We start from the raw sequence: 24353 nt of genomic DNA, 5'->3' as shown, positions 1-24353 counted from the left end.
TCGCCGACAGACGTTCGCGCCTCTCACCGTGGTGCGTGCCCTTCACGTACGGCGACAGCCCGCCGACGGGGGAAATCGGCGGGCTGTCCTGGTGCCGCAGTGGCTCAGTGGGTCCAGGTAGTCCTGGGCGGTCCTGGGCCCCAGATGCTCAGTGGACCGAGTGCTCCTCGAGAGGGAACGTTCCGCCGACGACGTCGTCAGCGAACGCGCGCACCGCGTTGCCCATGACCTCGCGCAGATCGGCGTACTTCTTCACGAACTTCGGCACCCTGCCGCCGGTGAGGCCGAGCATGTCGGTCCACACCAGGACCTGCGCGTCGGTCTCCGGACCCGCACCGATGCCGACGGTAGGGATGTGCAGGGTGCGCGTGACCTCGGCGGCGAGCTCCGCCGGGACCAGCTCCAGGACGACCGCGAACGCGCCCGCGTCCTGGACCGCCTTGGCGTCGCGCAGCAGCTGCTGGGCGGCCTCCTCGCCGCGGCCCTGGACGCGGTAGCCCATGGAGTTCACGGACTGCGGGGTCAGGCCGATGTGCGCCATCACGGGGATGCCGGACTCCACGAGCAGCTCGATCTGGCGGTGCGAGCGCTCGCCGCCCTCCAGCTTCACCGCGCCGACCCCGGCCTCCTTGACCAGGCGGGTGGCGGAGCGCAGGGCCTGGACGGGGCCCTCCTGGTACGACCCGAAGGGCAGGTCGCCGACGATCAGGGCGCGGCTGGTGCCGCGCACGACCGCGGCGGACAGCATCGTCATCTCGTCGAGGGTGACGGGGACGGTCGTCTCGTACCCCAGGTGGCAGTTGCCCGCCGAGTCGCCGACGAGCATGACCGGGATGCCGGCCTCGTCGAAGACGGACGCGGTCATCGCGTCGTAGGCGGTGAGCATCGGCCACTTCTCGCCGCGTTCCTTGGCTGTGGTGATGTCGCGGACCGTGATACGGCGGGTGCTCTTGCCCCCGTACAGCGCCTTGCTGCTGTCGGTGGTCGCCCGCACGCCCTCCACGGGCTGCTTCGGGGCAGCCGAAAGCTGCGTCATCGCAACGGCTCCTTCTGTCATCTCGAGGCGCCCTGACGGCGTCCCCGGACCTCCTACATGGTGGCACCTCGTGCCACCGGGGGCCAGACCGGGGCGAGCGATGTACGTCTCGGGTCCACCCGCGATGTAGGTCGCGGGTGGACCGTAGACCCATCTCTTCGTAAGGTCTCTGTAAAGGATTTACGATACGAGACGGTCCCGTATCGAAAATCGCTAGGCTCGGCCCCATGACAACTCCCGCAGCCCACGTCGAACGGCGCGTGCCCGAGGCGGTCCATCGGCGCCGCTGGGCCATTCTCGGCGTGCTCATGCTCAGCCTGTTGATAGTGGTGCTGGACAACTCCATCCTCAACGTCGCGATCAAGACGATCTCGACGCCGGCGCCCACTGGACTCGGCGCCACCCAGAGCGAGCTGGAGTGGGCCATCAACGCCTACACGCTCGTCTTCGCGGGGCTGCTGTTCACCGCAGGCCTCTTCGGCGACCGGTTCGGCCGCAAGAAGGTCCTGCTCGCCGGACTCGCCGTCTTCGGCACCGGCTCCGCGCTGGCCGCGGAGGCCGGCTCGCCCGTCCAGCTCATCGTCTTCCGCGCGCTGATGGGCTTCGGCGCCGCCTTCGTGATGCCCGCCACCCTTGCCGTCCTCATGAACGTCTTCGAGCGCGAGGAGCAGCCCAAGGCCATCGGCATCTGGGCCGGCGGTGTCGGTATCGCCATCGCCATCGGCCCGATCACCGGCGGCGTGCTCCTCGCCCACTTCTGGTGGGGCTCGGTCTTCCTGATCAACGTGCCGATCGTGCTGCTGGCGCTCGGCCTGATGTTCTGGCTGGTCCCGGACTCCCGCGACCCGAGCCCCGGCCGCATCGACCTCGTCGGCGTCGTCCTCTCGGTCATAGGGCTCGTCCTGCTCGTCTACGGCATCATCAAGGGCGGCCAGCTCGCCTCCTTCACCGACGCGGCGGTTCTCGCGACCATCGGCGCCGGAGTCGCCGTGCTCGCCTGCTTCGTCCTCTACGAGAAGCGCAGCGACCATCCGTCCATCGACATCACCTACTTCAAGAACAAGGTCTTCTCGGCCGCCATCGCCGCGATCGCGCTCGTGTTCTTCGCGATGATGGGCGTGACCTTCTTCTCCGTCTTCTACACCCAGAGCGTGCGGGGCTACTCGCCGCTGAAGACCGGTGTGCTGCTGCTGCCGCTCGCCGCGGCCCAGCTCTTCTTCGCGCCGCGCGCCCGCCTCGTCGTCGACCGCTTCGGCAACCGGGCCACGTGCACCGCGGGCCTGGTGCTGCTCGCCGCGATGCTCGGCGCCTTCGCGACCCTGGACGCGGACACGCCGATCTGGCTCCTCGAGGTCATCTTCTTCCTCATGGGCACCGGCATGGCGCACATCATGACCCCGACGAGCGTCGTCATCATGCAGGCCCTGCCGCGTGAGAAGGCCGGCTCCGCCTCCGCCCTGAGCAACGTCTTCCGTCAGGTCGGCGGCGCCCTCGGCATCGCGGTCCTCGGCTCGGTCCTCTCCTCGGCCTACCGCAGCGGCATCGAGGACAAGCTCACCCTCCTGCCGGCCGGCCTGCGGCACACCGCGGGCGAGTCCATCGAGGCCACCCTCGGCGTCGCCGCCAAGCTCGGCCCCCGGGGCGACGCCCTCATCACCCCGGCCAACGACGCCTTCCTGCACGCCATGCACGTCACCGCCCTGTGCGGTGCGAGCATCGCGCTGGTCGGCGCCGTGATCGTGGCCCTGTTCCTGCCGGGCCGCAGTTCGACCCCGCAACAGGGCAAGGAGGAGACGGAGTTGGTGGCCGCCGAGCACTGACGGGGCGCTGCAGGGAGAATTGCGCCAGCACCACCAAGGAAAGGAGCGACACGTGAGCCTCGCGGACAGCCGAGCCAGGCAAGAGGGGTCCCCCCGGGGGCGTCCCCGCAGCGAGGCCGTGGAGCGCTCCATCATCGAGGGCGCGATAAAACTCCTGGAGGACGGCGTCCCCCTCGCGGAGATCTCCATCGAACGCCTGGCCAGGACCGCGGGCGTCGGCAAGGCGACCATCTACCGCCGCTGGAGCGACAAGGAGGAACTCTTCGTCGACGTCATGCGCGCCACCGAGCCCCCGGACACCGAACTCCCGGGCACCTCGATGCGCGACGACCTGATAGCCCTTCTGGAGCCGCTGCGCCAGCGGGGCCTGGCCAGCCGCTCCTCGGCGCTCCTGCACAACGTCTACGCCCAGATCAAGTCCAGCCCCAAGATCTGGGCCGCGTACCAGGCGATCGTCATCGAACCGCGGCGCCTGACCACCTTCGAGGTCCTGCGCCGCGGACAGCGGGACGGCGAGCTCCGCGACGACGTGGACATCGAGGTCATCAACGACCTCTTCGTCGGCCCCATGCTGGTACGCGCCGTCATGCGCCCGGACGCCGAACTCCCCGAGGACCTGGCCGAACAGATCGTCGACACGGTACTCGCGGGACTGCGTCCCGACCGGCCCTAGTTCGTCCTCTCACCCATCCTCGCATTCATCCTCTCGGCCGATGCGCCGAATGTGCGCGTTTCGTCACAGAGGCCGCGCTCCGCCCCGTATTCGGAACTCCGGACGCCGAGTTGTTCGTCCTCGTGCCCGTACGGCCGTCCCCGGACGGCGAGATCGACGCCGATCATCCCCTAGGGTCGTAGCCGAGGGGCTGACGGTGTGCACGGCAGGTTGTGAGGCGACGGTATGGCGCAGGCGTACGTGACGGAGACGGGCAGCGACGGCTCGGGGCCCGAGCGTCGAGGTCCCCGGCTTCGGCGCCTGCTGGACAAGCTCAGGCGCGCGCTGGGTTCATGGCGCGGCGACCGCGGCGTCTGGCGCCGCGGACTGATCCTGGCCGCGCTCGCCCTGATCCTCGCCCTGGTGATGCTGCTGCACGCGCAGATCCCCAACAGGATCGGCAACCTCGGCAGTCTCACCGAGACGTTCCTGCCGTGGCTCGGCATCCTCATCCCTGTCCTGCTGGTCCTCGGCCTCGTGCGGAAGTCCGCGACCGCCCTGATCGCCGTCGTGCTGCCCGCGACCGTCTGGCTGAACCTGTTCGGCGGACTGCTCACCGACCGGACCGGTGCCGGCGGCGACCTGACCGTCGCCACGCACAACGTCAACGCGGAGAACCCGGACCCTTCCGGTACCGCCCGTGACGTGGCCGCGTCCGGCGCCGACGTGGTGGCCTTGGAGGAGCTGAAGGCCACGGCGGTCCCCACGTACGAGAAGGCGCTCGCCCCGACGTACAAGTACCACTCGGTGGAGGGCACCGTCGGGCTGTGGAGCAAGTACCCGATGAGCGGCACCAAGCCCGTCGACATCAAGCTCGGCTGGGTTCGCGCGATGCGCGCCACGGTGACGACCCCGAACGGCCAGGTCGCGGTGTACGTCGCCCATCTGCCCTCGGTCCGGGTGAAGCTGCAGGCCGGGTTCACCGCCCGCCAGCGCGACCGGAGCGCCGACGCGCTCGGCGAGGCGATCGCCGACGAGTCACTGCAGCAGGTCATCCTGCTCGGCGACCTCAACGGCACGATGAACGACCGCGCGCTGAACGGTGTCACCTCGCAGATGCGCTCCACCCAGGGCGCGGCGGGCAGCGGCTTCGGGTTCAGCTGGCCCGCGTCGTTCCCGATGGCCCGGATCGACCAGATCATGGTCAAGGGCGTCGAGCCGGTGACCTCCTGGACCCTGCCCAGGACCGGCAGCGATCACCTCCCGATCGCAGCCCGGGTCAAGCTCGCGGCAACCGGATCTTAACCTCCTGGAATACTGGGCCTGCGAGACTTTGTTCCACAGGTGAACTTACAGAGCCCGTGCACACCGGTGTGCACGGGCGTGTCCGTGTGCGCGTGTGCCCCAGGCCACTGGGGCGCACGCCCACGAACCCGGTCCCGTCCCCGCCCGTCTTGTTCTCCTCTTTGCATTCCGCTCCTCTGAAAGGCCCTTCATGCCTCTGGCCCTGCTCGCCCTAGCCGTGGGCGCCTTCGGCATCGGTACCACCGAGTTCGTGATGATGGGCCTGCTGCCCGACGTCGCGGACGACCTCCACATATCCATCCCCAGCGCCGGACACCTCGTCTCGGCCTACGCCCTCGGCGTGGTGATCGGCGCCCCGCTGCTCGCCGCGGCCACCGCCCGGATGTCCCGCCGCAAGGTCCTCATCGCCCTGATGGGGCTCTTCGTGGCCGGCAACGCGCTCTCCGCCTTCGCCCCCGACTACCACTGGCTGCTCGCCGCCCGCTTCGTCAGCGGTCTGCCGCACGGCGCCTTCTTCGGCGTCGGCGCCGTCGTCGCCACCAACCTCGTCGCCCCCGAGCGCAAGGCGCGCTCCGTCTCGCTGATGTTCCTCGGCCTGACCGTCGCGAACATCGCGGGCGTCCCCGTCGCCACCTTCATCGGACAGCACTTCGGCTGGCGGGCCACCTTCCTCGGCGTGAGCGCGATCGGTCTGGCGGCGATAGCCTCACTCGCGTTCCTCATCCCGCGCGACCACACGCACGGCCCCACGGGCGGTCTGCGCGGCGAGCTGGCCGCCCTGCGGTCGCTCCCCGTCTGGCTGGCCCTCGGCACGACGGTCGCGGGCTTCGGCGCCCTCTTCTCCGCGTACAGCTACATCACGCCGATGCTCACGGACGCCGCCGGGTACGCCGACTCCAGCGTCACGCTGCTGCTCGCGCTGTTCGGCGTCGGAGCGACGGTCGGCAACCTCGTGGGCGGCCGCCTCGCGGACCACTCCCTGCGCGGCACCCTCTTCGGCGGACTCGTCTCGATGGTCACGGTCCTCGCCCTCTTCCCCGTCCTCATGAGCGCCCAGTGGAGTGCGGCCGTCGCGGTCACCCTCCTCGGTGCCGCCGCCTTCATCACCGGCTCGCCCCTCCAGCTGATGGTCATGGAGAAGGCCTCCGCGGCGCCGTCCCTGGCGTCCTCCGCCAACCAGGCCGCGTTCAACCTCGCGAACGCCGGCGGTGCGTGGATCGGCGGCATCGCGCTGGCCGCCGGCTTCGGTACGACGTCGCCCGCGCTGGCGGGGGCTCTGCTCGCCGTCCTCGGCCTCGCGGTCGCCGCGACGGCGTACGCCGTGGACCGCCGCCGCGCCGAGGCCGCCGCCCCCACGCCGGGCCGCCTGGTCGCAACCCACGTCCCCCCACACCCGGAACACGCCCACCACTGACGCAAGACCCCACGCCCAGCCCCCACCGCCCGTCGGCCGCACGCCGACGGGCGGACGGCGGCTTTCAGGGGCGCGGGGAACTGCGCGCCCAGCCCCCGCCGTCCGTCGGCCGAACGTGGACGGGTGGGCGGCGGTTTTTAGGGGCGCGGGGAACTGCGCGCCCAGCCCCGGTCGTCCGTCGGTCGAACGCGGACGGGCGGATGGCGGTTTTTAGGGGCGCGGGGAACTGCGCGCCCAGCCCCCGCCGTCCGTCGGCCGAACGCGGACGGGCGGATGGCGGCTTTTAGGGGCGCGAGGAACCGCGCGCCCAGCCCCCACCCACCCGCACAACCCCGCTGCCGCCCCCCGGCAAGGTCACGCGTGCTCGCGCCACCGATTGGTGATCGGAAGCCGCCGGTCCTTCCCGAACCCCTTGGCGGAGATCTTGGTGCCCGGCGGATACTGTCGGCGCTTGTACTCCGCCGTGTCCACCATCCGCAGCGTCTTCACCACCAGCTCCCGGTCGAACCCCGCCGCGACGATCCCGTCCGCCCCCTCGTCCCGGTCCACATACCGCTCGAGGATCGCGTCCAGCACGGGATAGTCCGGGAGGGAGTCCGTGTCGACCTGGCCGGGACGGAGCTCCGCGCTCGGCGGCTTGGTGATCGAGTTCTCGGGGATCGGCGGGGTCTGCCCCCGCTCGGCCGCCGCCCGGTTCCGCCACTCCGCCAGCCGGAAGATCGACGTCTTGTACACGTCCTTGATGGGCCCGTACGCGCCCACGGAGTCGCCGTACAGCGTCGAATACCCCACCGCCAGCTCGGACTTGTTCCCCGGTGCCAGCACGATGTGCCCCTCCTGGTTGGAGATGGCCATCAGCATCGTGCCCCGCAGACGCGACTGGAGGTTCTCCTCGGCCAGCCCGGTCAGCCCCAGTGACGACATATACGCGTCGAACATCGGCTCGATCGCCACCGTCCGGAAGTTCAGCCCCGTCCGCCGCGCCAGCTCCGCCGCGTCCCCCTTGGAGTGGTCGGAGGAGTACTTCGACGGCATCGACACCCCGTACACGTTCTGCGCGCCCAGCGCGTCGCACGCGATCGCCGCGACCAGCGCCGAGTCGATGCCGCCGGACAGGCCGATCAGCACGGAACGGAACCCGTTCTTCGCGACGTACGCCCGCAGTCCGACGACCAGCGCCGAGTAGACCTCCTCGTCGGCGTCGAGCCGCTCCGCGTACCCGCCGGCGAGCTCCGCCTCGTACGCGGGCAGCGGCTCCTGCGACAGCACCAGCCGCTCGATGCGCAGCCCGTCGTCCACCACACCCGTCACCGGCTCGGCGGCGCCCGCCGGCAGCTCCAGGTCCAGTACGACGCACCCTTCCGCGAACTGCGGCGCGCGTGCGACGACCTCCCCGTCCCGGTCGACCACGATGGAGTCGCCGTCGAAGACCAGCTCGTCCTGCCCGCCGATCATGGCGAGGTAGGCGGTGGTGCAGCCGGCCTCCTGGGCCCGCTTGCGCACCAGTTCGAGGCGAGTGTCGTCCTTGTCGCGCTCGTACGGCGAGGCGTTGATGGACAGCAGCAGCCCGGCCCCGGCGGAGCGGGCCGCCGGCACGCGCCCGCCGTCCTGCCAGAGGTCCTCGCAGATGGCGAGGGCCACGTCGACCCCGTGCACCCGTACGACCGGCATGGTGTCGCCGGGCACGAAGTAGCGGAACTCGTCGAACACGCCGTAGTTCGGGAGGTGGTGCTTGGCGAAGGTCAGCGCCACCCGGCCCCCGTGCAGCACGGCGGCGGCGTTCTGCGGGGCGCCGGCCGGCTGCCCGTACTTCGGCTGGGCGGTCTCGGACCGGTCGAGGTAGCCGACGATCACCGGCAGCTCCCCGAAGCCCTCGTCGGCCAGCCGCGCGGCCAGCGCGCGCAGCGCGGCGCGGGAGGCCTCGACGAAGGACGACCGCAGGGCCAGGTCCTCGACGGGATACCCGGTCAGCACCATCTCGGGGAACGCCACCAGATGCGCTCCCTGCTCGGCGGAGTGCCGGGTCCAACGGACGATCGCCTCGGCGTTGGCGGCGAGATCGCCGACGGTCGAGTCGATCTGATTCAGGGCGAGGCGTAGTTGAGGCACGGGCCCAGTGTAATCGTCAGAGCGACACAATGGGGTGTGGGGCGCCCCACCCGGGCAACCTACCCCTACGGGGTATCCGGCACGGCTGGGCCGCCGGTCCGCCCGGAAACGCGGACGCCCGCCCCTCGACGAGGGGCGGGCGCGGCGGAGAGGTGACGGAGGACCGTCAGTGACCGTGGTGCGAGCGGTACGACTCGACGTAGCCCGAGGTGGGCGTGCCCACACCGGTGACGTCGTCGTAGCCGCGCACGGCCTTCAGGGAGCTGTCCTTGCCGAGGCTGCGGACGGAGGTGAGCAGACCGCCCGACGCGTCGATGGAGTTGGCGAAGTCCACGCGCGCCACGGCGAGTTCGGAGCCCGTGGGGGTGTCCGTCACGTCGTGGTACGCCTTGGAGCCGTACTTCGCGTAGATCGACGGGTTGGCGAAACCGATCGCCTTGCCGCCGCGCGCCTCCTGGGCCAGGGCCTGGACGGCCGCGATCACCGGCGCGGCGAGCGAGGTGCCGCCGATCCGGTACTCGCTGTACTGCTGGGACCCGTCCGGGAAGGTCTGCGTCTGGCCGACCTTGAAACCGGTGTTGGGGTCGGCGACCGCCGCGATGTCCGGCACGGTGCGCATGGCCGTCGTGCCGTTGGCCGTGGCGAGCGCGCTGGGCACGACACCCTTCTGGTAGAAGGGCTGCGCCACGGTCTTGCTGGTGCCGCCGCCCGCGCCCGAGGTGAACGCGCCCGGGAAGCCGGTCCAGCTCTTGCCGTCGGCCGCGAGGGCGGCCTTCTCGGTGCCCCAGCCGGTCTCGAACTGGTACTTGTCGCCCTTGCCGACCGCCAGCGACGTACCGCCGACCGCCGTCACCCACGCCGAGTTGGCCGGGGTGTCGACCTGCTTCGTGCCGGTGTTGGCGACCTCGTCACCGTTGTCACCGGAGGAGAAGTAGAAGCCGATGCCCTCGACCGCGCCGAACTGGAACGTCTGGTCGTAGGCGGCCGCGAGGTCCGGCGTCTGGTTGGCCTCGATGTCGCCCCACGAGTTGGAGACGATGTCGGCCAGGTGGTTGTCGACGATCTTGTTCAGCGAGTCGAGCAGATCGTTGTCGAGGCAGGACGCGGCACCCACGTACGTGATGTTCGCGTCCGGCGCGACGGCGTGCACGGCCTCGACGTCGAGGGTCTCCTCGCCGTACCAGCCGGCCGCCCCGCACTCCTCGGTCTGCGTGTAGGTGCCGGGCAGCACCTGACGCAGCTGGCTGCTGCTGTACGCCGAGTCACCGTGCTTCTTGGCGTACGTGGCCGCGTCGAACGCGATGGTCGGCGAGGCGTACGCGTCGGTGATGGCGACCCGCACGCCCTTGCCGGTGCGCTTGCCCGCGCCGTAGGCGGCGCGCAGCTGCTTGCCCGTGTAGCCCTCGATCGCGTACGGAATCTTCTTGCCGTACGCGTCCGGCAGGGTGCTCGCGGTGTTCGAGCCGAAGTACGAGGAGAACGGCCCGGAGTTCTTGAACACCGCGTCCGGGGGCGGCAGCGTGTCGTCGTGCGTCGCCTTGTGCGGGGCGTTGTCCAGGCCGGTGACGGTCAGGACGGCGCCGTTGAGGGCGGCCGGCGCGGAAGCCGTCTTCGACGGCGCCCGGTAGGTCTTCTTGCCCTTGGCGTAGTTGTGCAGCTGAGTGCCGAACGCCTTCTCGGCGGCGGCCACGTCACCGGTGACGGAGACGTAGTGCTGCGTGGTGCCGGTGACCTTCAGGCCCGCCGACTTCAGCCACGAGGTCACCGCGGCGACCTGCGCCTTGGTGGCACCGAAGCGGGCCTGCGTCTGCTTGGCGCTGAGGTACTTGCCGTACGAGGCCGAGTTCGGGTCGGACACGGCCTTGGCATACGCGGCCAGACCGGCAGCGTTCCGGCCGGCCAGGTAGACCCGGGCGGAGACCTGGGAGTTGTCGGACGCGGCCCCCTTGTCCGCCTTCGCCGTGGCCCACGCGGGCTTGGTGCCCGTGAGGGTGTCCCGGCTGGGACCGTCCGCGGCGTTGGCCGTGGGTATACCGAGCGCCAGCGCGCCGGCGAGCAGCGGCAGTGTCGCTGCCATGCTCACTCCGGCGCGCATGGTGGCGCGATTGGATCTCATAAAACCCCCTGCGATGCGGTTCGTCGCATGTGTGGTCGTTCGTGATGTGCGAAACCGTGTGCCGTAATTGCGGACACAGGGAATGGATCACGCTGGGGTCACTCTGGCGATGAACCGTTCATGCCAGGGGAATGAGAAGGCCAAGGAAACACCAAGTGGCCGCGAATAAAGGGTATTTGCGACGGTATGACGCCACCCTCGCCCCGGATGTAGGGATATCCCTCGTTTTCTTGTAAAGGGGTTCCCAACTTCTGTGAGCGTATTGCGACATCGGCAGGTTCGTGGTTCGCCCCGGCGACGGGAAGGCACCCCGGGGCCGATCGCGTCCTGAAGGCCGGGTCGACGCCTGACGAGGACGGCCGGGGTGGCAGGGGTGTCGAGGGCGGCGTGGCCGTGCACCCGGCGGAGAGGGGCGGACGGGTCCGGGGTTCGACACCCCGGACCCGTTCACACACAGCCGTTCACACACAGCCGTTCACGCGCAGTCGTTCACACTCGGCCGTCCTCGGCCTAAGCGGGTCGGGTGAAGTCCGCTGCCGTTCGGCAGCGCCCTGAAGGGGCGCGGGGAACTGCGCGACCAGCCACGAGGGCGCCGCAGACGATCGACGGCACATCCCGGCACTTCCAGCGGAGCGCTTAGTCGCGGGCCTTCGCGCCCCGCTCCTTGAGCATGTCCGCCATCAGCTGGATCTCCGACTGCTGCGCGTCGACCATGCCCTGCGCGAGCTTCTTCTCCACGCCGACCGTGCACTTCGCGACGCAGCCCTCGGCCATGTGGATGCCGCCCTTGTGGTGGTCGGTCATCAACTGCAGGTAGAAGACCTCCGCCTGCTTGCCGCTCAGCGTGTTCAGCTTCTTCATCTCGGTGTTGGTCGCCATGCCGGGCATCAGCGCGCCGTCCTTGCCGGACGCCATGTCGCCCATGCCCATCCACGTCATGGGCGCGTCCGCCGACACCTTCGGCAGCTCCCACAGGTCGAGCCAGCCCAGCAGCATGCCGCGCTGATTGGCCTGCGTCTGCGCGATGTCGTACGCGAGCCGCCGTACCTCCACGTTGTCCGTATGGTCGCGCACGATGTACGACATCTCGACGGCCTGCTGGTGATGGACCGCCATGTCCCGCGCGAAACCCGCGTCCGCCGAGTCGGCCGACGGCACCTTCGTCCCCGAGGACCCCGAGCCGTCGCTCTCGGCGACCGCGTACGTGATCGCCCCGGCGGCCACCAGCACCGCCGCCGTGGTGCCCGCGATCCAGCCCACCTGGCGCATCTGGCTCACTGCGACAGACCGTTGGTGCAGGCGGCGCCCGGCTCGGGCGTCTGCTTGCCCTGCACGAACTCCGAGAAGAACTTGTCGACGTTCGGGTCGCTCGCGCTCGTCACCGTGCGCTGCTTCCCCCACGCGCTCAGCATGATCGGATCCTTCTGGTCCTCGACGGGGCTCATCAAGGTGTACGGCGTCTTCTTGACCTTCGCTTCGAGCGCCTTCACGTCGGCGTCGGAGGCCTTGCCGTTGTACGTCACCCACACCGCGCCGTGCTCCAGCGAGTGCACGGCGTTCATGTTGTTGATCGCCTTGCCGTAGACGTCGCCGTTGCAGTTCATCCACACGGGGTTGTGGTTGCCGCCGACCGGGGGCTCCATCGGGTACTTCACGGTCTTGGTGACGTGGTTGCGGGACAGCGTCCCCGACCAGGTCTCCACGCCGTCCTTGCCCGCGACGAAGTGCCCCGAGCCGCCCTTCGAGTCGCTCGCCGAGGTGCTGCTGTCGTCGGACTGCGACTTGACCAGGACGACACCGCCGACGACAAGACCGGCGACTATGACCGTGCTGGCCGTGATCGTGAGGATCCGGTTACGACGCTCCCGGGCACGCTCGGCCTTGCGCATCTCTTCTATGCGCGCCTTGCGCTGCGCGGAGGTGGTGTTCTTGGCGGAACCCATGGCGAGTCCTTATGGGGATGGGACGGTCGGGTCCGCTGATCGTAATGGGACGAGGGCGCTCAGTACGAAGGGAGGTCACGGAATGTCCAAAGGAGACACCCTGTGGCGCAGCCCCGCAAAGGGGGGAGGCGGCCCTGTTCGGATGATCCGCGGATAATTTGAGCGACAGATGCGTATTAACTACGCTGGCGGTATGAGGCTGCTGCGCTCCACCGATCTGGCCCTGCGTGTCCTGATGCGGCTCGCCGTCGCCGACGGGTCGACCCCCACCACCCGCGAGGTCGCCGCGGACATGGACGTCCCCTATACCCATGCCGCGAAGGTCGTCGCCGAGCTCCAGCACCTGGGACTGCTCGCGGCCCGCCGCGGCCGAGGCGGCGGCCTCGGCCTCACCGAAGCGGGGCGTACGGCTTCGGTCGGCGCGATCGTCCGCACCTTCGAGGGCGACGGTGACGTGGTCGACTGCGAGGGGGCCACGCCGTGCCCCCTCAACTCCGGGTGCCGGCTGCGGGGTGCGCTCCGGCGGGCTCAGGAGGCGTTCTTCGCCTCGCTGGACCCACTGACGGTGGCGGACGTGGTCGCCGCGCCTACGGGGCCGCTGCTGCTGGGGATCTCTGGCAGGCCGACCTCGGCTCTGACATCGGAATGACGGGCTGACACTTGACGAAATCTGTCATCTGTCATCTGTCATCTGTTACCTGTTACCTGATACCGGATACGGGATACCTGAAGTCCGCCGCTTGCCGTCAGGTATCCGTTATCCGTCAACCACCTCAGTCCTGCGCGAGCCAGAGATCCGGTCCGAACACCTCGTAGTGAATGTCGGCCGGAGCCACCCCCTTGTCGATGAGCTGCCCCCGCACCGCCCGCATGAAGGGGAGCGGCCCGCACAGGTACGCGCGCGTGCCCGACGCGACGGCCACGGAGGAGAGGTCCGCGCGCCCGGGGCGGCCGGCGCCCTCGGCGTCCTGCTCGTACCAGAAGTGGACGGCCGCGTCCGCGAGCTTCCCCGCGTACGCCTCATGGTCGGCGCGCAGCGCGTGGTCGGCGGGGGAGCGGTCGGCGTGGACGACCGTGACGGGGGCGTGGTGTCCGGTGAGCGCGAGCTGTTCCAGCATGGCGATCATCGGGGTGACGCCGATGCCGGCAGAGGCGAGCAGCACCGGCGCGTCCGTGTCGTCGAGCACCAGATCGCCGTACGGAGCGGAGAGCTCGAGCGTGCTGCCGACGTGCACACGCGCGTGGAGGTGGTTGGACACCTCGCCGTCGGGGCCCGAGGCCTCGCCCTGCACCCGCTTGACGCCGATCTGCCGTACGGGGGAGCCGGGGGCGCTGGAGAGGCTGTACTGGCGTATCTGGTGGGCGCCGTCCGGCAGCTCGACGCGTACGGACACGTACTGGCCCGCCCGGAAGTCCGGCAGCGGCCCCCCGTCGGCCGGGCGGAGCCGGAAGGTGGCGACGTCGGCGGTCTCCTCGACGCGTTCCACGACCTCCCAGACCCGCCACCCGCCCCTCCCGTCGCCGTGCTGCGCGTACAGCCGCCGCTCGATGGCGATGAGGGCGTTCGCCATCAGCCAGTAGACCTCGTCCCAGGCGGCCTCGACCTCGGGTGTGACCGCGTCGCCGAGGACCTCGGCGATCGCCGCGAAGAGGTGCTCGCGCACGATCGCGTACTGCTCGGGGGCGATCCCCAAGGAGGCGTGTTTGTGCGCGATGCGGTTCAGCAGCACGTCGGGGCGCTCGTCCGGCCGCTCGACGAGGTGGGTGGCGAAGGCGGCGATGGATCCCGCGAGGGCCTGGCGCTGGATGCCGGAGGCCTGGTTGCCGCGGTTGAAGAGGTCGCGGAGCAGTTCCGGGTGGGCGGCGAAAAGCCTTTCGTAGAAGCGGTCGGCGATCTCGCCGATGGCGGCGCCGACGGCGGGGAGGGTGGCGTGCACCGTGGCGGTGGACTGCTCGGACAGCATGGGGGGCTCCTCGAATGCCTGGGGCGGAACGGGGGTTGCGGTCCCCGTTTCTGCCCCGCACAGTAATAAAACTTGCATCTAAGATGCAAATTAAAGCTCACGAGGCGAGAGTCTCGGAGTCGGCCATTACAGACAGGCGGATGAGCAGGCAGTATGGGCACCAGAGCAGGACACCTGCCGTACGTGAGGCGTTCAGACCGCGGTCGCCCGGGCGATCATGGTCCGCAACGCGTACGAAATGGTGTTGTGGTGGGATGCTCAGGTGCCCCGACCGTCTCCGAGGCGTGGGAGCAGGCGACCTGACCAGCAAGGATGGGTGGAAGCGGAAGATGGACAAGCAGCAGGAGTTCGTGCTCCGGACACTGGAGGAGCGGGACATCCGGTTCGTTCGGCTGTGGTTCACGGACGTGCTGGGCTTCCTCAAGTCGGTGGCCGTGGCTCCGGCCGAGCTGGAGCAGGCCTTCGACGAGGGCATCGGCTTCGACGGCTCGGCCATCGAGGGCTTCGCCCGTGTGTACGAGTCCGACATGATCGCCAAGCCGGACCCGTCGACGTTCCAGGTGCTGCCGTGGCGTGCGGAGGCCCCCGGTACGGCCCGCATGTTCTGCGACATCCTGATGCCGGACGGCTCCCCGTCCTTCGCGGACCCGCGCTACGTCCTCAAGCGCGCCCTCGCGAAGACCTCCGACCTGGGCTTCACCTTCTACACCCACCCGGAGATCGAGTTCTTCCTGCTGAAGGACCGCCCGCTGGACGGCTCGCGCCCGACCCCGGCCGACAACTCCGGCTACTTCGATCACACCCCGCAGAACGTCGGCATGGACTTCCGCCGCCAGGCGATCACCATGCTGGAGTCGATGGGCATCTCGGTCGAGTTCTCCCACCACGAGGGCGCCCCCGGCCAGCAGGAGATCGACCTGCGCTACGCCGACGCGCTCTCCACGGCCGACAACATCATGACGTTCCGCCTGGTCATGAAGCAGGTCGCGCTGGAGCAGGGCGTCCAGGCGACGTTCATGCCCAAGCCCTTCTCCGAGCACCCCGGCTCCGGCATGCACACGCACCTCTCCCTCTTCGAGGGCGACCGCAACGCGTTCTACGAGTCGGGCTCGGAGTACCAGCTTTCGAAGGTCGGCCGTTCCTTCATCGCGGGCCTGCTGAAGCACGCGGCGGAGATCTCCGCCGTCACCAACCAGTGGGTCAACTCCTACAAGCGCATCTGGGGCGGCTCGGAGCGCACCGCGGGTGCCGGCGGCGAGGCCCCCTCGTACATCTGCTGGGGCCACAACAACCGCTCCGCGCTCGTCCGCGTCCCGATGTACAAGCCCGGCAAGACCGGCTCCGCACGCGTCGAGGTCCGCTCGATCGACTCGGGCGCGAACCCGTACCTGGCCTACGCCCTGCTCCTGGCCGCCGGCCTGAAGGGCATCGAGGAGGGCTACGAGCTCCCGCCCGGCGCCGACGACGACGTGTGGGCCCTCTCCGACGCCGAGCGCCGCGCGATGGGCATCGAGCCCCTGCCCCAGAACCTCGGCGAGGCTCTCACCCTCATGCAGCGCAGCGAACTGGTCGCCGAGACCCTCGGCGAACACGTCTTCGACTTCTTCCTGCGCAACAAGAAGTCGGAGTGGGAGGAGTACCGCTCCGAGGTCACCGCCTTCGAGCTCCGCAAGAACCTGCCGGTGCTGTAAGCGCTGGTCGGGGCGGGTTTCCCGCCGACGCGACGAACGGGGCCGACGGTCATGGACCGCCGGCCCCGCCGCGTCTCACCGACCCCGACCGTCCGAGGTCCAGATCATACGTTTGGAACGCGAGTCGGAGCGGGGACCGCCGGCGCACGGCTGGACGGATCAGCGGTGGACGCCAGCCCGGGTGAAGACGTTGATCGGCCGGCTGTCCCACGTCTCGTACACCGTGGAGGGCACCTGGCGACCGCTGAAGCGGCACGACTGGTCGTGGCAGCAGCCGACGCGGCGGGCCGTCGTTCACACCGACGGCGATCTCTTCCAGACCGTGACGCGAGGCCCGCGAACCTCGGACCGAACCCGGCAGACGGTTCGCTTCGACGATCTGTTGGAGATCCCGAGCGACTGCTTCATCGACAGGACGCTCGCGATCGACACGGTATCGCTGTGGATGACCGAGGACGCGCTGCTACCGGCCGCAGGCTTCTCCGACGACCTGTTCGGCTAGGTCCGTGCTGGTGGAGGAATCACCACCGGCCGAGGAGTGTCCCGACATCACCCATTCAAGTTCAGCAGCCGTGGGGAAAGCTCGGGATTGTATAGGCGCCCACCGGCAACGCGGGAAGTAGGAGCAGGGTATTCCGGGGGTTCGCCAGGCACGGAGTGGTGATTACGGGGGCACGCCCACTAATTCTTATCAGAGAAGCGTTTCGTCGGGCCATTGCGAGACGCTGACCTGACCTGACCTGACCTGACCTGACCTGACCTGACCTGACCTGACCTGACCTGACCTGACCAGCAGGCTCGGCGAGCCCATCGTCTTCGAGAGCACCCGCGTATTCTGACCGCTTGGACCAAGGGATAGCTTCTAGCAGGACGCGGTGCATCCCGAACCGGTTATGACGGGATCCCGCTGAGTTACTCCTTCAGGCTGTCGTCATCGTCCTCAATTGGCGTGTCGGGAAAAACCGCATGATCGCCCCGTTACCGTGCGGGGGTCGACCACAAAGGACTACCCGGCGGCTGGTGGGTAAAGGCTCCCTCAGCCGCATAGCGGCGTAGTCCGATCGAGAGGATCTGGACCTTGAGCGATTTTTCCCGCCGCTACCTGCTCAGGGCGTCAGCGGCCGCCGGCGCCGGGGCGGTCGTCGTCCCGGGCCTTACGGCCGCAGGCGCGCCGGACATCGCGGCCGCGAGCACCTTGGACCTTCTGGCCGCGAGCGACCCGACCAATGGGTCGTCGGGATGTCGGCCGGCGAAGCTGACCGGTCACATCGTCCGCCCCGGTGACGCTTCGTACACGGATGATCGCATCGACTACGACCAGCTGTTCTCCCACTACCCGCTGGTCATCGTCTTCGCCCAGAAGACCCAGGACGTGGTGAACGCCCTCACCTGGGCGCGGCAGCACAACGTCGCACTGCGGGTACGCAGCGGCCGCCACGCCCTGGAGGGCTGGTCGAACATCGACAACGGCATCGTGATCGACGTCAGCCAGCTCAAGTCGGTCCACATCGACGCCGACGCTCGTATCGCGACGGTCGGCGCCGGCCTGACCCAGCAGGAAGCGGTGACGGCGCTCGCCAAGCGGGACCTCGCGGTCACGACCGGAAGCGAGGGCAGCGTCGGCTTGGTCGGCGCGACGGTCGGCGGCGGCCTTGGCCCCCTCAACCGCTATCTCGGCATGGCCTGCGACAGCCTGATCGGGACCGAAATCGTCGTCCCGTCGGGTCGCGACTGCGCCAAGGTGATCCATGCCGACCTGAAGGACCACTCGGACCTCCTTTGGGCGCTCCGTGGGGCGGGAAACGGCAACTTCGGAATCGTCACGCAACTCACCTACAAGGTGCACCCGCTCAAGCGCATCGCCTACGTGACGGCGACCTGGGACGGCCTTACGGACCTGCATGGGATCTTCGATGCCTGGCAGCGCACGGTACCGTTCGCCGACAACCGCCTCGGATCCGAAGTCGAGATCCACAAGTCCCAGATCCTGCTGTTCGCGTGGCTCGCGGAGGGCACGGAGGCAGAGGCCAAAAGGCTGCTGGCCCCGATCCTGTCGATCGGCTCGCCCGATGTGACAGTGCAGGTCGGCAACTGGGGCCCCATCTTCGCCGGAGCGCAGGTCCCGCGCTCGCAGGAACCCGCCAACGTCAAGTTCTTCTCGCAGTTCGCCAAGAAGCTGTTCTCGAAGAAGGCGATCGACGTCATCGGCTACTACATGAAAAACGCTCCCACGGAGGACAGCAACTACTTCGTCGATGCCTTCCGCGGGGCGATCAAGAAGGAGCCCCGCGGCGGCACCGCGTTCGTGCACCGCGACGCGATCTTCTACGGCGAGATCGGCGCAGCCTGGGGAACTCCTTCAACGACACCAGGCGTCTGCGACCCGCTCACCTCGACGTGCCAGGCCTGGACCGCCGAATTCAGCCAGGCGATGCGCGGCTTCGTGGACGGCGCCTACGTCAACGTGCCGAACGTCGGCATGCAGGAGTGGGAGACCGCCTACTGGGGGAGGCGCAACTTCGAGCGGCTGCGCGGGATCAAGGCGAAGTACGACCCCTGCAACGTCTTCCAGTACGAGCAGAGCATCCCGCCCGCGTCACGCTGATTGACAGTTCGCCGTCGGGGCCCCGCCCCGGTCAGGCTCGGGCCGTCTGTGGGCCGTCGAAGGATGGCCCACAGCAGCCACCAACGACCATTGACGGCCGCCCGACCGCAGGTCGGCGTTACGCCGACGTCGGTCGCATGAGGTCGCTCCGGACCGACGTCACTTCCTGCGCAACAAGAAGTCGGAGTGGGAGGAGTACCGCTCCGAGGTCACCGCCTTCGAGCTCCGCAAGAACCTGCCGGTGCTGTAGGCGCAGGTCAGAGCGGATTTCCCGGCAGAACTGCACGTAGGGCCGACGGTCACCGACCGTCGGCCCTACGGCGTTCACGGCGCCGTACGGGAGATCTCAGCAGGTCGGGTGACGTGCGAGGTGAGAAATCAGACCGGGACGGTGGGGAGGGGCTGTTCGGTCCAGATGGACTTGCCGGTGCGGGTGTGGCGGGTGCCCCAGCGCTGGCAGAGTGCGGAGATGAGCTGCAGGCCGCGGCCGCCCTCGTCGGTGGCGGAGGTGTGACGGATGTGCGGCGTGGTCAGGCTGGCGTCGGCGACCTCGCAGATCAGTGCGCGGCTGCGGAGCATGCGCAGCCGGATGGGGCCGCAAGCGTGCCGGATGACGTTCCCGACCAACTCGCTGACCACGAGTTCAGTGGTCATGATCAGGTCCTCATCGGCCAGGTCCCAGTCGGCGAGCTGAGCGCGGACCAGGCCGCGGGCCTCGCCCGCCGCCACCGGGTCCTCCGGCAACGACCACTCGGCGACGTTCTCCGCGGCCAGCGGGTGGGTGCGGGCCAGCAGCAGGGCGGCGTCGTCGATCAGCGCGCCGTGGGCGGGGAGGAGAGCGGAGGTGATGGTGGCGCAGAGGGCGTCCAGGTCGGACGCATCCGCCGGTGAGGTCGACGTGGCGTTCACGGACTGGGAGAGGAGCTCGGCGAGGCGGTTCATGCCGGTGGTGACATCCCTGTCCTTGCTCTCGACCAGGCCGTCGCTGTAGAGGGCGAGCAGGCTGCCGGCGGGCAGTAGGGTCTCGAGGGTTTCGAAGGGGGGAGTGGCCACCCCCAGCGGCGGGTCCGGGGTCATGGACAGGAAGGTGACGGTGCCATCGGGGTGGGCCACCGCCGGGGGCGGCTGACCGGCACTGGCGTACGACAGACGCCGGGTCACCGGGTCGTAGATGCCGTACAGGCAGGTCGCGAAGGCATCGTTGCCCGGCTCGCCGACGATGTCGTTGAGGTGGCCGAGGATTTCGTCGGGCGTCAGCTCCAGCTCCGAGAGGGTGCGGACGGCCGTGCGGAGTCCGCCCATGGTGGCGGCCTCGGCCATGCCGTGGCCCATGACGTCGCCGATCACGAGCGCCACCCGGGCCGCGGAGAGCGGGATCACGTCGTACCAGTCGCCGCCGACGTCGGCTCCCTGCTTGGCCGGCTGGTAACGCGCTGCCGCCGTTACCTCGGGCAGTTCGGGAAGTGCCTGCGGCAGCAGGCTGCGTTGGAGGGTACGGGCCCGGGTCGTCGCCTCGTCGTAGAGTCCGGCCCGCTCCAGGGCCTGCGCGATCAGTCCGCTGAGCGCGGTCAGCAGCGTTTGTTCGTCCTCGTCCAGCACCCGCGGTCGATCGAAGCAGATCGCCGCCGCGCCGATCCCCCGTCCCGATACCGCCAGCGGCAGAAAGGTCCACGCCTGCTTGCCGCCCTCCCGGACCAAGGTCTCGGTCCCCGGGTAACGCTTCAGGAACTCCTCCGGGGAGGAGATGTGGAGGGGTGCGCGGGTGCGCAGGGCGTCCCCCACGGGGTTCGTGGTGTCCCTGACCGTCCACTCCCCGTCCAGCAGTCGGGTGAAGCGCTCCGAATACCCCCGGGAGCCGACCACTGTCAGCCGGTCGCCGACCACGCCGAGCATGACGAGTCCGGTGGACCCGAGGGGTGTCATCACACCGTCGGCCACCGCCGCCATCACATCCTGGGTCGTGACAGCCTCGGCCAGCTCCCGCGTGATCCGCTGCACCAGGGCCGCCCGCTCCGCGGCCGCCCGCTCCGCGGCGGCGCGCTCGACCTCCCGCAGATGCCGTTCGGTGGTGTCGGTGATGTAGAGCGTGAGGCCTTCCGGCACCGGCACCAGCCGCAGGTGGTACCAGGACGTCCCGTCCGGCCACGGTACGTCGAATCCGGCCGGCCGGCCCTGGGCCGCCGTGGCCCGGCACTGTTGCTCCAGCCCTGGCACGGCACGTACCGCGGGAACGTTCCAGAGCAGGGCTCCGGCCACATCTCCCGCGGCGCCGAAGAGCCGCTCGGCGGCCTGATTGAGAAATCCGATGCGCCAGTCCGTGTCCAAGGAGACGAAGCCGTCTCTCATGTGTTGCAGCGCCCGCCCCACCGACTCGGCGGCGGTGTGCGTTTCGCTGCTGTCCTGGAGGGCGCCGATCACCTTCACCGGTGTCCCCTCTTCGTCCGTGATCGTCCGGGCACGGGCCTCGATCCAGAGGTATGTGCCGTCCTGGCGCCGGATCCGGTACTCGTTCTGGAAGCCGCCGCGCAGCCGGATGCCCGTGTCGAAGCCGGCTACCGCCCCTGGCAGGTCGTCCGGGTGGATCAGCGCTGCCCACGCCTCGATGCCGCCGCTCATCACCTCCGGATCGATGCCGGCCAGCACCTCCTCAACCGGTCCGTCGGAGGTCAGCTCGCCGGTGCGCAGGTCCCAGGTGTACGTGATGGAGGGCACCCCTTTCACGTCCCACGGGGGGGCCTCCTGCGGTCCTGGCCCGTGCTCCAGGGCGCGCAGCAGAGTAAGGGACGGATTGAGGATCCCGGACGACCTGAGCCTCCCGGACATCCAGGCCGCCACCTCGTTCAGAAACGCGCGCTCCGCCGTGCCGGGCTCGGCGCCCGGAGCGAAGAGGACGGAGAGCGCGCCGCGTCGCCGGCCATCGCCCGGAATCGGCGCGGCCAGGTGACCGATGCCGACGGGGAGCCGGGAAGGCCACAGGGCGGCGGGGTCCCGCCCGGGCACCGGGTCAGGCGGGGCCAGGTCGGGCTGCCAGGTGATGGTGTCGGTGCGGGCGGCGCTGCTGGGCGGCGCCGTGCCCCGTGCTGGGATGATCAGCCAGGGTCGGGTCATCGACTCCGGCAGACCACTGCTGGCGACCAGGTAGAGGATGCCGCTCATGCCGCCGCCCGGGAGATGCACCATGCCGCCCAGGCCGTGCACCTCGGCCACCGCCTGCTGGAGCGCGGTGAGCAGCACCTCGACATCGTGCCGGTCCTCGTCCACGGCATCGAGCAGCAGCATCCGCACGCGGTGGCCCTCCAAGGGCTGCACGGTCTGCACGGTCCGCAGCCCCCGCGGCTGGTGCAGCGGATGGAGGGTGCGGGGCATGGACGGACCGCTGCTGTCGGCATCGCCGCCTCTGGAATTAACCACGGCCGACTGTCGCCTCCGCTCACCGCTTGGGTACCCGCTGGGCCGCATGTGATCGGGACCTGCGGCGATCTACATCCCTTGACCCACTCTAATCCGAATAATCTAGGTCATTTCATCCGTTTTGGGGAATCTTTCGCGTCCGATCAACCCCCTCGGCTCACCCTCGGCAGGCGCTGTGCGGGATTCTGTTGGTGGGGTGTGGGTGTGTGTACGGGGCGTTCACCCGCGTTCATGGGCGGCTCGCCACCGGATGGAGATGCCGTGCCGAGCGTCGCGAGCGTCAAAGGTCTTCGACCTGTGATCATGGAGCGTTCATGGAAAGTGGTCGACGAGGAGCTCCAGGCCGCGGGCCCGATGCGCCGCCGCCGTGTGGCGCTCGCGGGAACGCGCTGTAGGTGATGTGGTGAACTGGTTGACCTCGCTGCCGGCGGTGGTGCTGGTTGTGGGCGGACTCCTCCTTGCCTTACTGGTCGCGGCCGTGGCGCGGGTCGGCGTCCGGGCGCTCGTACCGGTCGGGGAACAGGACCGGGTGCCGCAGATCGCCACGCCCCTGATGCCGACACTCGGCGCTGCCTTCGCGATCTTCGCGGCGCTCTCACTGGCCAGCGAGGCCGGCTACCTGCGCGCAGCAGAGGGATTGGTGAGCGACGAGGCGGCCGCGGCCTCCCGCCTGGCATGGGCGGCGACAAGTCCGCGAGTCCAGTCGGAGCCGATCCATGCGGCACTGATGGACTACTTGCAGACCACGCGTGCCAGGGAGTGGGAGGGGTCAGCAGCGGCGTCCGGTGACGACCCGGCCACCGCTCGCGCGATCGCACGGCTGGAGCGGAGTGTGCGCGCCGAGGCGGCCCGGCCCGATGTGGGAACCCCGACAGGCACGGAGCTGGTGGCTTCCCTGGACGGTGTCACCAGCAGTCGTCGCGCCCGCGTTGCGGCCGCCTCGCGCGATGTTCCCGCGCTCTACGTCGTCACGCTTGTGGTCAGCGGGCTGGCCTTGATCGTGAACTCCGGCGCACTGGTCTTCCGCAACAGTCTGCGAACTTCGCTGCTCATCGTAGGGGTTGCGAGTGTGGTCGGACTGAGCCTGGCGTTGCTCTTCGCACTCAGCGGGCCCTGGAGCGGAGCGTTCATCGTCAGTGGGCATCCGCTCGACGCCATCATCGGGGACCTGAAGTCCGGCTTCTTCGGCCACGGGCCGTAGCCGACCGGCGCGATCAGTATGCCGACGACTGATCACCGGCTGCCGTGACGCTCGCACGGTGCGTGCGTGTGAACTTGTGGACTTCGGGCGTCGGGCAGCAGGGGAACGGTTTGGTGTCCGCCGGCGTCGTCCCTCTCCGGGGCACGATGGCCGTGTCCGGGAGAGGGGACACCGGGTGCGTACGGGCGGCTTCGCCAAGTGGACAAGGCGGTTCGAGGACGAGCGGGAGCGCAGGCGCGCCCTGGGTGACCCGGACTGGGGGCAAGGTGCGACGCTGCATCCGGCGGTGTGGGCCAGCATCCAGCGCTTCCAGGTCGGCGAGGACGGTGACGGCGCCAACCTCGTCGGCAAAGCGGACCAGGCCGGCGACGTCGACTACGCGCAGGCGGTCCGGCTCTTCATCGCCGAGGAACAGAACCACGCCCGTCTACTTGCTCGGCTCCTGGCTGCGGGTGGCACACCGACGTTGAACGGCCACTGGACCGACACGGTCTTCGTACGGCTGCGGCGTCTGATGGGCCTGCGCATGGAACTGCTGGTGCTGATGATCGCGGAAGTGGTGGCGCTGCGTTATTACCGGGCCCTGCGCGACGGCACGGACGACTCGCTCACTTCGGATGTGGCGGGGCGGATCCTGTCGGACGAGCAGCGCCACGTCCCGTTCCACTGCGAGCGACTGCATGCCTCTCTGGCGGAGCTGCCCCGCGCCACGCGCCGCCCGGTGATGATCCTGTGGCGACTTCTTCTGCTCGCGGTCTCCCTCGTCGTCGCCGCCGATCGCGGTCCGGCACTGCGCCGACTCGCCATCGGACGCCTGCGATTCGTGGTCGATGTCATGACCTCGTCCGGCGCGGTGGTCTCCGCGGTGCTGGTGCCCCGCCCAGATGCATGGACGAGCGCGGGGTGACAACAGACAGCTCCACCGCGTCTTACGGCCTCTTCGGGAGAGAGGCGGGGGAGTCCTGCCGGTGACCTGCGACTTCGCTGGTCGAGCTGGCGGACACGGTTGCGCCCGCCAAGGGCTTGCAGATCATTAACACGTCGTCTTGATCTTGCTGTTGGGGCTGTCGCTCTGGGCTCGAACCC

At 69.4% G+C, this 24353-nt stretch carries 16 protein-coding genes and 2 pseudogenes; 11 read left to right on the top strand and 7 right to left on the bottom strand.

Annotated elements, in window-relative coordinates; all coding sequences use genetic code 11:
• Positions 1 to 148: 148 nt before the first annotated feature.
• On the bottom strand, positions 149 to 1036 hold the full coding sequence (gene panB, locus ACZ7M2_RS02870; RefSeq protein WP_352045567.1) for a 3-methyl-2-oxobutanoate hydroxymethyltransferase: 888 nt from the start codon (positions 1034 to 1036) through the stop codon (positions 149 to 151).
• Positions 1037 to 1263: 227 nt separating this feature from the next.
• Here panB and ACZ7M2_RS02865 point away from each other — a divergent pair, with 227 nt between their 5' ends.
• The 4 genes from ACZ7M2_RS02865 to ACZ7M2_RS02850 all read left to right on the top strand — a co-directional run bounded on the left by ACZ7M2_RS02865 (position 1264) and on the right by ACZ7M2_RS02850 (position 6227).
• Positions 1264 to 2856: an MFS transporter gene (locus ACZ7M2_RS02865; protein WP_471593858.1), complete on the top strand. Its 1593-nt coding sequence runs from the start codon at positions 1264 to 1266 to the stop codon at positions 2854 to 2856.
• 52 nt (positions 2857 to 2908) lie between these two features.
• Positions 2909 to 3529, top strand: coding sequence for a TetR/AcrR family transcriptional regulator (locus tag ACZ7M2_RS02860; RefSeq protein ID WP_352045565.1), 621 nt, complete (start codon positions 2909 to 2911; stop codon positions 3527 to 3529).
• A 225-nt stretch (positions 3530 to 3754) separates the two neighbouring features.
• Complete coding sequence (locus ACZ7M2_RS02855) at positions 3755 to 4813, top strand: endonuclease/exonuclease/phosphatase family protein (RefSeq protein WP_471593857.1); 1059 nt, start codon at positions 3755 to 3757, stop codon at positions 4811 to 4813.
• Positions 4814 to 5003: 190 nt separating this feature from the next.
• A complete protein-coding gene (locus ACZ7M2_RS02850) occupies positions 5004 to 6227 on the top strand; it encodes an MFS transporter (RefSeq protein WP_471593856.1) in 1224 nt (407 codons plus the stop codon).
• A 354-nt stretch (positions 6228 to 6581) separates the two neighbouring features.
• Here ACZ7M2_RS02850 and ACZ7M2_RS02845 read toward each other — a convergent pair whose 3' ends face one another.
• The 4 genes from ACZ7M2_RS02845 to ACZ7M2_RS02830 form a co-directional block, all read right to left on the bottom strand.
• The gene (locus ACZ7M2_RS02845; RefSeq protein ID WP_352045562.1) at positions 6582 to 8336 is read right to left on the bottom strand and encodes an NAD+ synthase; all 1755 of its coding nucleotides are present in this window, start codon (positions 8334 to 8336) and stop codon (positions 6582 to 6584) included.
• Between the two features lie 166 nt (positions 8337 to 8502).
• On the bottom strand, positions 8503 to 10413 hold the full coding sequence (locus ACZ7M2_RS02840; RefSeq protein WP_471593855.1) for a S53 family peptidase: 1911 nt from the start codon (positions 10411 to 10413) through the stop codon (positions 8503 to 8505).
• Between the two features lie 675 nt (positions 10414 to 11088).
• Positions 11089 to 11721 (bottom strand): DUF305 domain-containing protein, encoded by a 633-nt coding sequence (locus ACZ7M2_RS02835; RefSeq protein ID WP_471594506.1) that lies wholly within the window; start codon positions 11719 to 11721, stop codon positions 11089 to 11091.
• Between the two features lie 5 nt (positions 11722 to 11726).
• Positions 11727 to 12395, bottom strand: coding sequence for a DUF3105 domain-containing protein (locus tag ACZ7M2_RS02830; RefSeq protein WP_471593854.1), 669 nt, complete (start codon positions 12393 to 12395; stop codon positions 11727 to 11729).
• A gap of 193 nt (positions 12396 to 12588) precedes the next feature.
• Here ACZ7M2_RS02830 and ACZ7M2_RS02825 point away from each other — a divergent pair, with 193 nt between their 5' ends.
• The gene (locus ACZ7M2_RS02825) at positions 12589 to 13044 is read left to right on the top strand and encodes an Rrf2 family transcriptional regulator (RefSeq protein ID WP_471593853.1); all 456 of its coding nucleotides are present in this window, start codon (positions 12589 to 12591) and stop codon (positions 13042 to 13044) included.
• A gap of 124 nt (positions 13045 to 13168) precedes the next feature.
• Here the strand turns inward: ACZ7M2_RS02825 and ACZ7M2_RS02820 are convergent, their stop codons facing one another.
• Entirely contained in the window at positions 13169 to 14359 is a 1191-nt protein-coding gene (locus ACZ7M2_RS02820; RefSeq protein ID WP_471593852.1) for a globin domain-containing protein, read from the bottom strand.
• 329 nt (positions 14360 to 14688) lie between these two features.
• Between ACZ7M2_RS02820 and glnA the strand changes: the two genes are divergently transcribed.
• The 4 genes and pseudogenes from glnA to ACZ7M2_RS02800 form a co-directional block, all read left to right on the top strand.
• Positions 14689 to 16050: a type I glutamate--ammonia ligase gene (gene glnA / locus ACZ7M2_RS02815; protein WP_054230834.1), complete on the top strand. Its 1362-nt coding sequence runs from the start codon at positions 14689 to 14691 to the stop codon at positions 16048 to 16050.
• Positions 16051 to 16063: 13 nt separating this feature from the next.
• Positions 16064 to 16354: pseudogene (locus tag ACZ7M2_RS02810) on the top strand (helix-turn-helix domain-containing protein); the annotation flags it as partial.
• A 774-nt stretch (positions 16355 to 17128) separates the two neighbouring features.
• Positions 17129 to 18655, top strand: a complete 1527-nt coding sequence (locus tag ACZ7M2_RS02805; protein WP_471593851.1) for an FAD-binding oxidoreductase — start codon at positions 17129 to 17131, stop codon at positions 18653 to 18655.
• A gap of 163 nt (positions 18656 to 18818) precedes the next feature.
• Positions 18819 to 18905: pseudogene (locus tag ACZ7M2_RS02800) on the top strand (glutamine synthetase); the annotation flags it as partial.
• Between the two features lie 128 nt (positions 18906 to 19033).
• On the opposite strand, the gene ACZ7M2_RS02795 reads toward ACZ7M2_RS02800, so the two are convergent.
• Positions 19034 to 22021, bottom strand: coding sequence for a SpoIIE family protein phosphatase (locus tag ACZ7M2_RS02795; protein ID WP_471593850.1), 2988 nt, complete (start codon positions 22019 to 22021; stop codon positions 19034 to 19036).
• Between the two features lie 448 nt (positions 22022 to 22469).
• Between ACZ7M2_RS02795 and ACZ7M2_RS02790 the strand changes: the two genes are divergently transcribed.
• Both ACZ7M2_RS02790 and ACZ7M2_RS02785 read left to right on the top strand, forming a co-directional pair.
• Positions 22470 to 23267: a bestrophin-like domain gene (locus ACZ7M2_RS02790; RefSeq protein ID WP_471593849.1), complete on the top strand. Its 798-nt coding sequence runs from the start codon at positions 22470 to 22472 to the stop codon at positions 23265 to 23267.
• Positions 23268 to 23442: 175 nt separating this feature from the next.
• Positions 23443 to 24174: a ferritin-like domain-containing protein gene (locus tag ACZ7M2_RS02785; RefSeq protein ID WP_471593848.1), complete on the top strand. Its 732-nt coding sequence runs from the start codon at positions 23443 to 23445 to the stop codon at positions 24172 to 24174.
• Positions 24175 to 24353: the final 179 nt, after the last annotated feature.

Source organism: Streptomyces sp. NPDC111507 (genome assembly GCF_055638955.1).
The sequence above is the reverse complement of the archived record's forward strand: the minus strand, read 5'-3'. Positions and strand labels throughout refer to the sequence as shown.

Coding starts and splice junctions, on each gene's coding strand:
- panB (WP_352045567.1), bottom strand. CDS start 1,036: ATGACGCAGCTTTCGGCTGCCCCGAAGCAGCCCGTGGAGGGCGTGCGG.
- ACZ7M2_RS02865 (WP_471593858.1), top strand. CDS start 1,264: ATGACAACTCCCGCAGCCCACGTCGAACGGCGCGTGCCCGAGGCGGTC.
- ACZ7M2_RS02855 (WP_471593857.1), top strand. CDS start 3,755: ATGGCGCAGGCGTACGTGACGGAGACGGGCAGCGACGGCTCGGGGCCC.
- ACZ7M2_RS02850 (WP_471593856.1), top strand. CDS start 5,004: ATGCCTCTGGCCCTGCTCGCCCTAGCCGTGGGCGCCTTCGGCATCGGT.
- ACZ7M2_RS02840 (WP_471593855.1), bottom strand. CDS start 10,413: ATGGCAGCGACACTGCCGCTGCTCGCCGGCGCGCTGGCGCTCGGTATA.
- ACZ7M2_RS02835 (WP_471594506.1), bottom strand. CDS start 11,721: ATGCGCCAGGTGGGCTGGATCGCGGGCACCACGGCGGCGGTGCTGGTG.
- ACZ7M2_RS02830 (WP_471593854.1), bottom strand. CDS start 12,395: ATGGGTTCCGCCAAGAACACCACCTCCGCGCAGCGCAAGGCGCGCATA.
- ACZ7M2_RS02825 (WP_471593853.1), top strand. CDS start 12,589: ATGAGGCTGCTGCGCTCCACCGATCTGGCCCTGCGTGTCCTGATGCGG.
- ACZ7M2_RS02820 (WP_471593852.1), bottom strand. CDS start 14,359: ATGCTGTCCGAGCAGTCCACCGCCACGGTGCACGCCACCCTCCCCGCC.
- glnA (WP_054230834.1), top strand. CDS start 14,689: ATGGACAAGCAGCAGGAGTTCGTGCTCCGGACACTGGAGGAGCGGGAC.
- ACZ7M2_RS02795 (WP_471593850.1), bottom strand. CDS start 22,021: ATGCCCCGCACCCTCCATCCGCTGCACCAGCCGCGGGGGCTGCGGACC.